General features: G+C 45.0%; 12 protein-coding genes and 1 pseudogene. 4 read left to right on the top strand and 9 right to left on the bottom strand.

All coding sequences use genetic code 11. The annotated features are described in order from the left end of the window. Window positions 1–1000 precede the first annotated feature (1000 nt). The 5 genes and pseudogenes from MAE_RS14070 to MAE_RS14050 form a co-directional block, all read right to left on the bottom strand. A pseudogene (locus MAE_RS14070) lies at window positions 1001–2189 on the bottom strand (RNA-guided endonuclease InsQ/TnpB family protein). Between the two features lie 241 nt (window positions 2190–2430). Then, window positions 2431–3735: an ABC transporter substrate-binding protein gene (locus tag MAE_RS14065; protein ID WP_012266182.1), complete on the bottom strand. Its 1305-nt coding sequence runs from the start codon at window positions 3733–3735 to the stop codon at window positions 2431–2433. A 434-nt stretch (window positions 3736–4169) separates the two neighbouring features. After that, a complete protein-coding gene (gene ctpA, locus MAE_RS14060; RefSeq protein WP_012266181.1) occupies window positions 4170–5408 on the bottom strand; it encodes a carboxyl-terminal processing protease CtpA in 1239 nt (412 codons plus the stop codon). Between the two features lie 191 nt (window positions 5409–5599). Further along, window positions 5600–6679: a class II fructose-bisphosphate aldolase gene (gene fba / locus MAE_RS14055; protein ID WP_002744497.1), complete on the bottom strand. Its 1080-nt coding sequence runs from the start codon at window positions 6677–6679 to the stop codon at window positions 5600–5602. A gap of 132 nt (window positions 6680–6811) precedes the next feature. Continuing rightward, the gene (locus MAE_RS14050) at window positions 6812–7939 is read right to left on the bottom strand and encodes an aldo/keto reductase (RefSeq protein ID WP_012266180.1); all 1128 of its coding nucleotides are present in this window, start codon (window positions 7937–7939) and stop codon (window positions 6812–6814) included. Between the two features lie 60 nt (window positions 7940–7999). On the opposite strand from MAE_RS14050, the gene MAE_RS33380 reads away from it, so the two are divergent. Beyond that, window positions 8000–8167, top strand: coding sequence for a hypothetical protein (locus MAE_RS33380; protein WP_158303525.1), 168 nt, complete (start codon window positions 8000–8002; stop codon window positions 8165–8167). Between the two features lie 34 nt (window positions 8168–8201). On the opposite strand, the gene MAE_RS14045 is transcribed toward MAE_RS33380, so the two are convergent. Continuing rightward, window positions 8202–8702: a bifunctional nuclease family protein gene (locus tag MAE_RS14045; RefSeq protein ID WP_002798060.1), complete on the bottom strand. Its 501-nt coding sequence runs from the start codon at window positions 8700–8702 to the stop codon at window positions 8202–8204. Between the two features lie 744 nt (window positions 8703–9446). On the opposite strand from MAE_RS14045, the gene rpsD reads away from it, so the two are divergent. Both rpsD and MAE_RS14035 read left to right on the top strand, forming a co-directional pair. Continuing rightward, complete coding sequence (rpsD, locus tag MAE_RS14040) at window positions 9447–10055, top strand: 30S ribosomal protein S4 (protein ID WP_002798058.1); 609 nt, start codon at window positions 9447–9449, stop codon at window positions 10053–10055. Window positions 10056–10382: 327 nt separating this feature from the next. Further along, window positions 10383–10664, top strand: a complete 282-nt coding sequence (locus tag MAE_RS14035) for a BrnA antitoxin family protein (protein ID WP_002798057.1) — start codon at window positions 10383–10385, stop codon at window positions 10662–10664. A gap of 277 nt (window positions 10665–10941) precedes the next feature. Here the strand turns inward: MAE_RS14035 and MAE_RS14030 are convergent, their stop codons facing one another. The 3 genes from MAE_RS14030 to MAE_RS14020 all read right to left on the bottom strand — a co-directional run bounded on the left by MAE_RS14030 (window position 10942) and on the right by MAE_RS14020 (window position 12533). After that, on the bottom strand, window positions 10942–11160 hold the full coding sequence (locus MAE_RS14030) for a hypothetical protein (RefSeq protein ID WP_012266176.1): 219 nt from the start codon (window positions 11158–11160) through the stop codon (window positions 10942–10944). Continuing rightward, window positions 11160–11411, bottom strand: a complete 252-nt coding sequence (locus tag MAE_RS14025; protein WP_012266175.1) for a type II toxin-antitoxin system HicA family toxin — start codon at window positions 11409–11411, stop codon at window positions 11160–11162. Before MAE_RS14025 ends, MAE_RS14030 begins: the two co-directional genes overlap by 1 nt. A 144-nt stretch (window positions 11412–11555) precedes the next feature. Next, a complete protein-coding gene (locus tag MAE_RS14020) occupies window positions 11556–12533 on the bottom strand; it encodes a phosphate ABC transporter substrate-binding protein (protein WP_080506986.1) in 978 nt (325 codons plus the stop codon). Between the two features lie 106 nt (window positions 12534–12639). On the opposite strand from MAE_RS14020, the gene gpmI reads away from it, so the two are divergent. Beyond that, window positions 12640–14238, top strand: a complete 1599-nt coding sequence (gpmI, locus tag MAE_RS14015) for a 2,3-bisphosphoglycerate-independent phosphoglycerate mutase (protein ID WP_012266173.1) — start codon at window positions 12640–12642, stop codon at window positions 14236–14238. The last annotated feature ends 41 nt before the right edge of the window (window positions 14239–14279 follow it).

Here is a 14279-nt window from a genome sequence, read left to right as displayed (position 1 = left end):
TCTTCGATCTCGAAGGGGTCTGCTTCCAGACGTGCGAGGTGATTCTGTTATTCCTGAACTTCCCCCGTATAAATATACTAGCTATGGCTCAAAGTCTTACAGAGCCTGAGTTAAAGCAATGTAATACTAATAAACTACTGGGTACAAACTCCTGAAATCCTTACGCAGACAGGGTTTGAGGCAAAATTTTTCAAATTTGACCCTTCGACCATTATAGCTTGTTTCCAGGCAGAAAACCATGAAAAACATGGCTACCGAGGGAATCGCTGACTCTAGAGATTAATGACACCATCTGTTACAATAAGGTTAGCGATCACTATACAGCCAACTCTACGGAATCGCTCTACTCTAGATACAGTCAACGGTACAGCCATTTTCAAAGGGAAAATGTACCCAGTAGCGTCTTTTCAATTTTTTCTGAGAAGCTCCAGGCAGTAAGGGTTTTGTTAATTTTTTAGTATTTCTGTATGGGGGAAGTCCAGTTATTCTGACTTCCCCTCCCGACGACCGGCTCCTGACTGGAAAATAGAGGCTGAAATAAGGCAAATTCGTCAATCAGAATATTTTCATGTTTGGCGGTGCCGACTTTGGCATCAGGACTGACTCCTTACTCCTAACCCAATGTTCGACAAAGATAAGCAAAAATTATTGATTGATGCCAAAAACTTGAGAATATTTAAATTAACATTCCGCAATATTTACAAATTCTTAAAAATTAATTGAGAAAGATTTTTATTTAACAACGATGTTACAATGGTTACAGCGATTTTACTGAATTTCATAATGGGTTTTTCTGTGCTTTTTTGGACAGCAACGCTTGAAACCCTTACCACAGCTAGAAGGTAATCCTAATTAAGACAGGTAAATGAGTCAATTTCACCCACAACGATGATCTTTTTTTTGTGTAGTTTTGTTGCAAAAAAAAAGTTTTTTTGACAAAAAGCACAAAGTATGAATGTTGACATCCTCACCGCCGTAAACGGACGGTGATTCCCAAACCTCACGATTTAGGTTTCTGCTTCTTTCCCTTGCGGGGTTCCGCACCTGCCTTAACAGATTTACTCTGTTCTGGTCTTATGGTCGCTCTACAGACTGACACCGCAAGCCCTGCGGCCAAAATATTTTTACTAGCGTTAATATCTCGGTCGTGGTGAGTCCCACAGTCTGGACAGTCCCACTCTCGAACATTTAACGGCATTTTCAAGGGCAATATACCCGCAATTACTACACCTTTTAGAGCTAGGAAACCATCTATCTATTTCGATGTAATTTCTCCCATACCAACGGCATTTATAGGCTAATTGTCGAGTGATTTCTCCCCAGCTTACATCAGATATTGCCTGAGATAACTTGGGGTTTTTGACCATATTCTTGACGGCTAAATTCTCAACCACAATCGTTTGGTTTTCACGAACTAATTGAGTGGTTAGCTTGTGTAAATGGTCTTTTCTGCTATCGGTGATTTGAGCGTGAATCTTGGCTACTTTGATTCTCGCTTTTTCCCGATTTTTTGAGCCTTTCTGTTTTCGAGAAAGACTTTTTTGTGCCTTTCGCAGTCTCCGATAATGCCTTTTAAAATGCTTGAGATTAGATACCTTGTCTCCATCGCTGGTAATTACTAGGCTACTAATTCCTAAGTCAATTCCGATGGCTTTATCGGTTGGGGGTAATGGCTGGATTGTTGGGTCATCAAATCTTATTGAAATATGCCAACGTCCAGAAGGATGTAATCTGACTGTTACTGTACTTGGGTCACAGCTTTCTGGTATTTGTCTTGACCATCGAATAGGTAAAGGTTCTGTGCATTTGGCTAAATAGATTTGTTTGTCTTTGAACTTAAAAGCAGATTTGGTAAATTCAGCACTTCCTCCTTGATGTTTTTTCTTAAAGTTAGGATACTTAGTACGACCAGCAAAGAAATTAGTAAAAGCTGTTTGTAGGTGTCTTAACCCTTGTTGTAAAGGTACACAGCTTACCTCGTTTAAAAAGTTTAATTCTTCTTGTTTTTTCCAATGGGTTAGCATTGAAGAAGTTTGAGCGTAGCCTACTCTTTCTTGCTTTTCGTACCATGCTTGTGTTCTGACATGGAGAGCTTTATTGTAAACTAATCTTACACAGCCCAAAGTGCGCCGCAATAGCGACTCTTGTTTTGGTGTGGGGTAAAATCGGTAAGAATAGGCTTTTTCCATATCTCGCATTCTAGCATATATCGTGTAAATGCGCTAATATTTAACGGTAAAGCCGTCGTAGAACGACGGGGTTTCAGACCCAAATTTTCGATGAATTATGAAGTGGGGTAGTGAAGTAGTGGGGAAGTGGAGCATTTGGCTGAAATTTCCCTAAACCCCTAAATCCCTATCACCCTATCCCCTACCTCCTGCCTTCTGCCTTCTGCCTTCTGCCTCCTGACTCCTGCTCACTGATTACTGATTACTGATTAGGTGTCACCTGATCGATAACCTTGAGAGTCCCGTCATCCTTGACAGTCCAGACATCGTAACTACCGACCACATCGCCATTTTCATCGATATCCACATTGCCACTGGCCCCCTGATAGTTAATATCCTCGCCTTTGCGAATCATTTCCATGGCTTGACAAGCATCGGTTACTTCCGTACCCGGACTGTTAGCCACCTCACGAATCTTGCTTTGAATCCCTTCACCGGTGTTAGATTTAGCCGCCTCGGCCGCTAACATCAATAAAATCGCCGCGTCCCAAGTATGGGGAACAAAAGCAGTGACATCCTTGCCGGTCTTTTCTTTCCAGAGAGTAGTAAAAGCGCTTAAAGCTTGACCGTCGGCCCCAGGGACCGTGCCTAGGGCCCCAGCAATAATTGACTTACCATCGGTTCCTTTCCCCACCTGTTTGGTGAAATCTTCCGAATAAACCCCATCGGTGAGGAGGACGGTAACTCCTTTGGTCAATCCCTGTTTATAGGCCGCTTGCAGTAATAAACTGCCCGTTTCAGCGTAAAGGACTGCCGCTACAGCATCTGGTTGGTTAGCGAAGGCAGCCGCCGCTTCACTATCGAGAGTGGCAGCTTTCGGGTCATAACGGACAGGATTTTGCTTATTAGTGATAGTGCCGCCTAATTTATCGAAAGCGCTCACGAATTCCCGTTCAAATCCGACTCCGTAATCGTTATTGATCACGACGGTGGCCACATTTTGAAAACCCTTTTTCTTAGCTAGGACCGCTAAAGCTTGAGCTTGGTAGGTGTCCGGGGGAGCCGTCCGCGCCCAAAAACCTTTAAAATCGCCTTTTTTCGCCCTGTCAGTAAATACAGGACTGGTGCTACCCGGAGAGACTAACATAACTTTCTTTCTCACCGCCACATCGACGGCGGCTCCTGAGACGCTACTGGCAAAGGAACCGATTACACCGGCTACTTTATCCACCTCCGCTAGTTTGGTCATCGCTGAAGCACCGGCAGCGGGATCGGTTTGGTCATCTTCTTTCACGAGGGTGACGGGTTTGCCATTGACTCCACCACAGGCATTGATAGTCTCCACCGCTAGGGCGGCTGCTTCGGGCATATTTTGACCAATAGCGGCTAAATCTCCAGTAATGGGCAGTAAAGCCCCTAATTTTAAGCCTTGATCACCAGGGCCAGTGGTGGTGGGACTAGAGGCAGTGTTATCGGGGGTTTGGGCATTATTACAAGCGGTTAAAAAATTAGCTAACAGGGTGATGCTCAGGGTTAGGGCTAGGGGCGATCGAATATATCTCTGCATGGCAGTAAAATCAAGGATGAGTTAAGGTTGCAAGGCTGAAAAACCCGGACTGGGAAAATTCTAATCGATGTTAGCATTCTCTCCAAATCAAACAGGTTTTCATCTTAATTTAGATATTGATGGAAAAAACGGCTAATTTGTTCGATTTATGCCCTAGTAATTATGAATTATGAATTATGAATTATGGTTCTTCGGTTTGTCTTATGCAACGTACAGGGTTATAAGGGATGAAACCCTTATATAGAAAGACATTGATGGGATCTTGGTCAATTATTTTCCCTCTCTAACGAACTAATCAATTAAGTATCTTACCAGATAAGAATTTAGTCGATTTATGCCACCCGATCGAACCAGACCAAGTAACGAAGAACCCTGAAAACTCGCATCTGATAACTGTTTACTGATCACTGGTCACTGATAACTGAAAACCCCACTTAGGAAGCTTTGGCTAAAACGGTCTTCTGGTTTAAAAACTGAATCGCCGTTTGGTATTGACTATCTTTTTCGGTGCCGATTTCCTGATATGTGATCGGTTCCTGTGCCACCACTTGATCGGGCATAATGCCTAACTTATGAATATCATGGTGGGCGGGAGTTTCATATTTAGCGACGGTAATCGCTAATCCTGCCCCATCGGGTAACTCGAATAAGGACTGAATTAATCCCTTACCGAAAGTCTTTTCTCCCACTAAAACCCCTCGCTGATTGTCCTGTAATGCTCCGGCTAAAATCTCGCTGGCGCTGGCGGTTCCCTGATTGACTAAAACGACTAAAGGCGAGTCGGTTAAAGCATTGCCAGAAGCGGCAAAACTATCGGCAATTCCCTCGCGATTAACCGTATAAACAATCGTTCCCTGATTAATCCACATCCGAGCGATTTCTATGCCCGCTTGCAGTAAACCACCGGGGTTATTTCTTAAATCTAAAATATAACCCTTGGCTCCTTGTTTTTGTAAGTTCGTCACCGCTTCCGAGACTTCTTTGGCAGCGTTAGCACTAAATTGATTTAAGCGCACATAACCGATGGGCAAGGAACTAGAATTTTTATCTAAAACCGCTACTACTGGACTTAAAGAAATGCGTTGACGGGTTAAAGATAGGGTTTTTGGTTGACTTTTTTGATCGGGAAGAATGACTAAGGAAACTTCTGTTCCGGGGGTGCCGCGCATTTTGGCCGCCGCCGCGTCGAGGGTTAAAGTAGTGGTATCGATGCCATCAATAAACAAAATGCGATCGTGGCTAGTCAAACCAGCGGCCTCAGCAGGAGAACCGGCAAGGGGGGCAACTACTTCTAAGTAACCATTGTCAGGATTGATATTAATTTGCAGTCCTACCCCCGATAATTCCCCCGTGGTGCTAATTTGTAGGTTATGGTATTGATCCGGTCGCAGGAGACGGGTAAAAGGTTCATCGAGGGTGGCTAACATCTGTTCGATCGCATTGTAGGCCGCCGTCCGATCGTTGAGGGGTTTTTTGATGAATTGTTCCCGCACCTGCCACCAGTTTTGATGATTAAAGGTGTCATCATAATAGGATTGGTTGACTAATCGCCAAGATTGCAGTAGTAATTTTTGTTCTTCGCTAAAGGCGGCTGCTGTGGGTGTCCATGCCATCCAAGTTAGACAAAACCAAAATCCCACCAATAATCCCGCCCACAACGATTTTTTTCTCATCTTGCTTCTCTTATAAATCCAGTGCTGATCTGCTGATTATTTTCAGTATAGTCTTTTCTCTGAAATCGATTCTTATCTGGTAACTCTTTCCCTTGAAGGCATTCCCATAAAAAAGAGGGTAGTTATGGTTAACCACCCCAAAAAATTCTACTAGATCGGTGCTATTAAGCGATCGCTTAATTGTTCAGCTACTAGACAGCCACAACTTTTTTGCTGACTTGGGTTAATTGCCCTTTAGCATATTTGGCTGCGTAGTCATCGAGGGACATTTGTTTGATTTTGCTGGCGTTACCGGCGGTACCAAATTGTTGATAGCGATCGGCACAAACTTTCTGCATATAGGTGATCGAGGGTTTCAGGAAGAAACGGGGATCAAACTCTTTCGGGTTGCTGAATAGTGCTTCACGAACTGCGGCGGTAATTGCTAAACGGCAGTCGGTGTCGATATTGATTTTACGCACACCACTCTTGATGCCTTTTTGGATTTCTTCCACGGGAACACCGTAGGTTTCAGGGATAGCGCCACCGAATTGGTTGATTAATTCGAGGAGATCTTCGGGGACCGAGGAAGAACCGTGCATGACCAAGTGAGTATTGGGTAAGCGGTTATGAATTTCTTCAATGCGGCTAATAGCGAGAATTTCGCCGGTGGGTTTGCGGGTAAATTTGTAAGCGCCGTGGCTAGTACCAATGGCTACTGCTAAAGCATCTACTTGGGTTCTTTCGACGAAATCCACCGCTTCATCGGGATCGGTTAACAGCATCGAGTGATCTAATTCCCCTTCAAAACCGTGGCCATCTTCCGCTTCTCCTTTACCGGTTTCTAAGGAACCTAAACAACCGAGTTCCCCTTCCACACTAGCACCGATCGAGTGAGCAACTTTTACTACTTCAGCAGTAACGTTAACGTTGTACTCGTAGGTGGCGGGAGTTTTAGCATCCGCTTCTAAGGAACCATCCATCATAACACTGGTGAAACCGTTACGGATCGCCGAGTAGCAGGTGGCGGGTTCATTACCGTGATCTTGGTGCATCACGATGGGGATATGAGGATAGGTTTCCACCGCGGCGGTGATCAGGTGACGCAGGAAGTTTTCCCCTGCATATTTGCGCGCACCGCGAGAAGCTTGCAGGATAACGGGGCTATCGGTGGCTGCCGCCGCTTGCATGATCGCTTGGATCTGCTCCATATTATTTACGTTAAAAGCGGGGATGCCATATCCGTTCTCAGCCGCGTGATCCAACAATAACCGCATGGGGACGAGTGCCATATCCTTTACTCCTTAATCTATTTCTTGTTTTTTGTCTCTTTAAATTCAAGAAAGTTAATTCTCTTACCTGTTAATCTTAAGATAGTTTTTACACTTTGACGATCCCCCAAAAAAATTTTTCCCAGTTTCGTCCTAAGATGACCACAATCTCCGTCGCGGCGGGCCGTTAAGTAGTTCGTGTGTATCAAATAACAGCCGGGGAATCGGCAATTTTTCCGGGCAGCGAGGTAAACAATCACCGCATTCAGTACAATTATTCGCTTTGCGTCCGGGGAACCAATGACCGGCATTTTCCAGCATTCGATAGCGATACTGGCCAAAATCGGTCATTTCGTAAGCTACTGCCAGATTCCGCAGTCTCAACACTTCGGGGATATTAATATTTTCAGGACAGGGTAAACATTGATAACATTGGCTACATAAATCTGTAGCCAATTTATCGGTTAAATGTGCCTCTAAACGCTTAAAAACGGCAATTTCTGCCGCATCTAGGGGCTGATCTCCTTCGCATACGTTAATAATTGTCTCTAATTCCTCTGGTATCGCTGCCCCGACGCTGAGGGTAGTAATGCGCGGATCGCTCAATAAAAAGCGATAATTTAGCTCTAGGGGTGAAAAAGGAGCGCATAATTCCTCTAGCTTCTTGGGAGGTCTGTGGAGACCCCCTCCCTTATCAGCAGGGGAAATAATAAACACACCCATGTCCTTTGCTTGGGCTAAAGCGATCGCCGGTTGCTGTCTTTGCCAAAAAAAATAGTAATGGATATTGACAAAAGCGAAGAAATCTGTATTGATCGTCTCCAGAATAATTTCTAGGGGTGCATGGGTAGAAAAGCCAATATGACCGATTTTTCCAGCTTCTTGGGCCAGAAAAACGGCTTTCATGCAGCCTTGCGGGTCTTTAATCCAGTTTAAATGCTCGCGGGTGTTAATACCGTGAATTGCTAGACAATCGAGGTAATTTAATTGTAATCGTTCTAGGGATTCGGCGATCGCTTTTTCCATAGTTTGGCGATCGGGAGTGGGGACTAATTTCGTAGTCAGATAAACCCGCTCCCGCACCCCTTGACGCTGCAGGTAGCGACCGAGAAAAACTTCGCTATTACCGTAACCTCTGGCCGTTTCTAGGTGATTAATCCCCAATTCTAGGGCGCGATCAACTGTTGCGGTAAACACCGACTCTGAGGACAAACAGCGCATTGTCCCCAGGGAAAACAGCGAAAATTGCCAATTAGTACGGCCAAATCGTCGATAACGCATTGATTCAGTTACCAGTTATCAGTTATCAGTTACCAGTTATCAGTTACCAGTTAGAAGGTATTGGGTGTGGGGTGTGGGGTGTGGGGTGATGGGGGAGTGGGGAAGTGGGGAAGTGGGGAAGTGGGGCAGTGGGGAAGTGGGGCAGTGGGGAAGTGGGGTGATGGGGAAGTGGGGAAGTGGGGAAGTGGGGCAGTGGAGCATTTGGCTGAAATTTCCCTAAACCCCTAAACCCCTAAACCCCTATCTCCTATCTCCTGAATTTTCACTGCTCACTAAAATCACCGCGACGTTGGATCAGGTCTGAGGGGCTAAGATTGGAGACGAAATTGCGAAAAGCTTGACGTTCCTCTTCATCCGCGTCACGATCGACGGGAATAGAAGCGGAAGCGATCACTTCTTCCATTACCCAGACGGGACTGTTGGTACGCAGGGCAATAGCGATCGCATCACTGGGACGACAATCGATTTCTTTTTTGACTTCGCCGCGCTGGAGACAGAGAACAGCATAAAAGGTATTATCTTGGAGAGAATGGATGATAATCTTTTCTAAATCCATGTCCCAAACTTTAAAAATATTAGCGATCAAATCGTGGGTGAGGGGACGAGGGGGTTTTTGTTGTTCGAGGACGGTGATAATGGCCTTAGCCTGATCTTGTCCGATGTAGATAGGTAGGGCGCGACGCTCGGAACCATCCTTGAGTAGTACAATGGGACTGCGAGTGATAGCGTCTAGGGCAATTCCAGCGACTTTCATTTCGATCATGACTATGGCTTCTCCAAGATAGAGATTCAGCTAGGGAAGGAGTGGGAAAGCAAACTGAGTAATATAGTGCTTCGTTACACTCACAGTATGCCCTAAGATGGCAGAGATTAGCCTCATCTTTATTGACATCCTCGCCGCCCTAAAAGTGCGGCGATTCCTAAACCTCACGATTTAAGTTTCTGCTTCCACCACCGTCGCATACCACAGTTAAAAAACCATGTACTGTCTTACACAGAGTCCACAGACTTTCGCCCCATTTCAGAAGCCCGATTCCGTGTGTCCCACGGTACGTTGACCGCCTATAGCTTCTTGTACTTGTTGCGCGCGACTTTTTACCCGGCCAAGCTTTTCTGGTCGGAACCCCCTAAGCCGAGTTTTCAAGGTGCTGCGCCGTCCACTTGGTTTTCGAGACTGGCTTTTTAATTCTAACGTAAAGCCAACCTAGAACGGCGGGGTTTCAGACCCAAAATTTCCGATGAAAAAAATACATCAGCTGCCGTCAGGCTTGAATCAGTGATCAGTAATCAGTAATCAGTAATCAGTGATCAGTATTCTCCGAGTCGGGAGTCAGTATTCAGGAGATTGCTTTTATTTATTCTCCCCACACCCCACACCCCACACCCCACACCCCATCATCCCACTCCGTTCTCCCCTCTCCCCATCTCCCCACACGCCAACTAAATCACTTAATTTGTGCTACGATAATAGTTTTGGGATAAATTTAAATAGGAGCAGACTGTCTGTATGTCTCGTTATAGAGGACCGCGCTTGCGCGTTGTGCGTCGTTTAGGGGAATTACCAGGCTTAACCCGTAAAAATGCCCGTCGTGCCTATGCACCCGGGCAACATGGCCAGGCCCGCAAAAAACGTTCAGAATATGCCATTCGTCTAGAAGAAAAACAAAAACTGCGTTTTAACTACGGTGTCAGCGAGAAACAATTAATTCGCTATGTCCGCAAAGCTCGCCGGGCTACCGGTTCCACTGGTCAAGTGCTGCTGCAACTCTTAGAAATGCGTCTGGATAATACCGTTTTCCGTCTCGGTATGGCTGGGACAATTCCGGGGGCGCGACAATTAGTCAATCACGGTCACGTCACCGTTAACGGTAGAGTTGTGGATATTGCCAGTTATCAGTGCCGTCCGGGTGATGTGATTGGAGTTAGAAATCAAGAGCGTTCCCAGGATCTAGTCAAAAGAAATATGGAATACCCCGGTTTAGCCAACCTGCCGAGTCATTTGGAATTTGACAAAAACACCCTTGTGGGCAAAGTGAATGGCGTTGTGGAAAGAGAATGGATTGCCCTCTCGATTAATGAACTGTTAGTAGTGGAATACTACTCTCGGAAAGTCTAGGAAAAAAGCCTTTTCCAGATACCTTGAGGACGCAAGTGGCAGCGTCCTTATTTTATCTCAAATGTCGGGGCGAAGACCCGAAGCGCTTAGTGCGATGAGACGGGGCTTTTAAAGGGGCGAAGTAATTCGCCCCAGGGTTCCCCTCATGAATGCTGACTTTGTATATAGACAATTCTCAAAAACCGATGCTCTAAGGGAGCATCTCACCTTTGTAACCCCTAAATCAGGTTTTTATGTCAAGCTATTTTGAAAGCCTTGCTAGAAACCAGTTTTATGGATAAGTATAATTACTCACTTGCATAAATGAGATGCTCCCGAGAAAACGCTATGAGCAACCCTGAATTTTCCCTTGATATGCCTCTTAAAGAGCGACAAGAGAAATTTATGCAAATGTCCGATGAGAATATTGATTATTCAGATATTCCTCCCCTAGATGATGAATTTTTCAAGAATGCTAAACTGGTCAAACCAAATCCACAAACAGAGCAAATTAGTATCAGGTTGGATTCAGAAATCCTTGAGTGGTTTAGGAATCATGCTCAAGAAAAGAGCTATCACGACCTGATTAATGATGTATTACTAACCTACGTCAAACATCAATCGCAATAGCCGATTATCTGCCGAGTAAAGAACCTCGAAGAAGCGGTTATAAATGGCAATGATTACAATATCAATTGTAGTGTTTGCCTAAATTAACTTGTAATATGGTAATTTTTTGTTTATTTAATCTAGAATTTAGTCGTTGATGGAAAGGAATGATTTCTTTCGTCATCAACCGGTTTCTTCTTTCTTGATTGTGGTAGTCATAGCGGCTGAACTTGACAATAATCCTAATTATTATAGGCGATCGCCTAATCACTCACCACAAAACGCAATCACCTTCTAACTAATGAGAAGATAAGGGATAAGTCGGTTGATTAGGGTTTTTATTAAGGGTTTGACAATCTGCTAAGTATTGTTCAATAACAGTTTTAAAAGCCTGTTCTAGTTCATCAACGGAAAGACCATCAAAAACGATAATATCTTCTATGTTGATGACACGACCAAAAAATAAGCGATCGCTTTCATCGTATTCAATCACAGCTTCATAGCCTTTGTATTGCATTAATTTACTCCTGCTTTAATTAAAAATTCACGAAGAGCTTTAATTTGGTATCTTTTTAGTTCTTTTTGGGGGTGAGGGGAATGAATATTGAGGGAAATTTTGTTAAGGTCAAATCGTACTCTTGAGCCATCGCCTTGAGTAATGTTACCTCCTAATGACTGAATTAAGTTAAGGACATCATCCCAAACGATGTTACAACGGATGGGATCGGCAAAAATAGCATTATAGGTTTTCCTCTGTTTTTTGTTCATTGGCTAATTATGGCTTGATAGTACCGCTAACCAAAAGCTTAATTCCTTGCTAAAAATCGCCAATAAATCCTTCATGGCCCCCAAACTAAATCGGACTTAGAGAAAAGTCTATCCTGTTTTGTCTTCTGAGTTAGTTTTCCTCGACTACTTTTGTAGATCTTCATTGGCCCGAAAAATCGCTTCTTGACCACCACTAGAGGACACAAAACCCATAAAAGCTTTGACTGCTTCACTAGCAGGTTCTTTGTAAACGTAGTAAAGGGTACGCTGCCAGGGATAATTAGGTTCACTGGCTGAAATTCCGTCCACAGCGAGCGCCCTGACGGTTTTTTGGTCGGCAATTTGGCTATAGGTTGCGTAACTAATGCCATTCAGTCCCAAAACTCGCAAAATCGGGGTGGTGGCATCCCTATCCATCATTTTAAAATTAGTTCCCCTACCAAATTCTCCCCCTTGCAGCACTTCCTGACGAAAACTTTGATAAGTGCCACTAATAGGAGGACGATTAATCACTTGAATAGTAGCAGCAGAACCGCCCACCTCCGACCAAGAGGTGATTTTTCCGGTAAAAATATCTTTAACTTGGGCAGTGGTTAACCCCCCTGCAAAGGGGTTTTTTACTCCCACCACAATAGCGATCGCATCTCGAACGATCGGACTAGAAGCCAATCCCTGAGAGCGTTCCGACTCGGTTAAAGGTCGTGACACCGCCGCAATATCGATCGCCCCCCGGGCCACTTCCTCTAATCCCCTATCAGATCCTTGAGCATTTGTCAAGACCTCTACCCCCTGAAATTTGGCCGTTAAAGCGGCTTTTAAGGCTTGATTAATCTGTACCATACTGGTAGAGCCGTTAATGCGAATTGTCGTGCCACTGGGGATAGAAGTCGGTGGGGCAAAACTGACCACTCCCTGGGGTGAAGGGGGAGGGGGTAGCGGAGAGGAGGCACTTCCCGATGTTGGGGATTTTTGCGGACTTTTACTGCTGCCACAGAGAAAGAATTCTTGACCCGCAGCACATTGACTTTGCAGCCAGAAGTAACCTCCACCTAAAATGCCCGCAGTGGCTAAAAGAGCGATTATTAAAGCAGTTGTTTCGTTTTTTTGAGACATACCCATCATTTGCTGACATTAGGGGGTCGATCGCCCCGACACCGGTGATCAATGGAAGTTTCGATGATATTATCTTAGTGCATGGAAATCCACTCTTAATTTAGGACTGTATATCATGACCCACGCACCTATATCCCCAGTCGTACTGGTTATCCTTGATGGTTGGGGTTATCGCCCGCAAAGGTCGGATAATGCGATTGCAATGGCGAAAACCCCGATTATGGATAGTCTCTGGGAAGTTTATCCCCACACCTTAATCCGCACCTCCGCTAAGGATGTGGGACTACCAGAAGGACAGATGGGCAACTCGGAAGTTGGCCACCTGAATATCGGAGCGGGGCGGGTTGTACCACAAGAATTAGTACGGATTTCCGATGCGATCGAAGATGGTTCGATTCAACAAAATCAGGCTTTATTAAAACTCTGCGCCGAGATTCGCCCCAAAAAAAGCAAATTACACCTGATTGGTTTATGTTCCGAGGGGGGAGTCCATTCCCATCTCGATCACTTACTGGGATTATTAGACTTAGCGAAAGTGCAAGGGATTAGCGATGTCTGCATTCATGTCATCACCGATGGTCGCGATACTAATGTCACCGACGGAATGCCGGCGATTAAACGGATTCAAGAACATATTAATAAAATCAAACTCGGTCGCATGGTGACTCTCAGTGGCCGTTATTATGCCATGGATCGGGATCGCCGTTGGGATCGGGTGGAAAAAGCCTATAACGTGATGACCAGTGATCAAGGTATTGACGGGCGATCGATTACTGAAGTATTACAGGCATTTTATGATCAAAATATTACCGATGAATTTATTCCCCCCACCAGAATTGCACCGGGGGCGATCGAAGCGGGCGATGGGGTGATATTCTATAATTTCCGTCCCGATCGAGCTAGACAGTTATGTTATGCCCTGACTATGCCCGATTTTGAAGATTTCGATCGAGATTTAATTTCTCCGCTTAGTTTTGTTACTTTCACCCAATACGATCCGAAATTACCGGTAGATGTGGCCTTTGCTCCCCAGAATTTAAATAATATTTTAGGACAGGTGATCGCTCAACAGGGATTAAAACAGTTTCGTTGTGCGGAAACCGAAAAATATCCCCACGTCACCTACTTTTTTAATGGGGGATTAGAAAAACCCTTTGAGGGAGAAGTGCGCGAATTAATTCCTAGTCCGAAAGTCGCCACCTATGACCAAGCTCCGGCCATGTCGGCAGCCGCGGTGACAACATCGGTCTGTGGGGCGATCGAACAGGGGATCTATAGTCTCGTGGTAGTCAATTACGCTAACCCCGATATGGTGGGTCATACGGGCATTTTAGACGCGGCCATGAAAGCAGTGGAAACGGTGGATCTATGCTTGGCTAAGTTGTTAAGTAGCGTCAATAAATTGGGGGGAACAGTGTTAATCACCGCAGACCACGGTAACGCGGAAACGATGGTGGATGAGTCGGGTAATCCTTGGACCGCCCACACGACTAATCCCGTTCCTTTAATTTTAATTGAAGGGGAAGGGAGAAAAATACCCGGCCACGGTGGCGATGTGCAGCTGCGGGATGATGGTCGTTTAGCCGATATTGCCCCCACTATCCTGGAAATTCTCTCTATTCCCGTCCCAGTAGAAATGACCGGGCGATCGCTGATTAAACCGGCCGAAGTGGAAATTAAAGCCAGTCGCACTCCCGTCCGCATCTCGCTTTAACAGTGATCAGTAATCAGTAATCGGTAATCAGTGGAAATAAT

Source organism: Microcystis aeruginosa NIES-843 (assembly GCF_000010625.1).
Lineage (GTDB): Bacteria > Cyanobacteriota > Cyanobacteriia > Cyanobacteriales > Microcystaceae > Microcystis > Microcystis aeruginosa.
The sequence above is the reverse complement of the archived record's forward strand: the minus strand, read 5'-3'. Positions and strand labels throughout refer to the sequence as shown.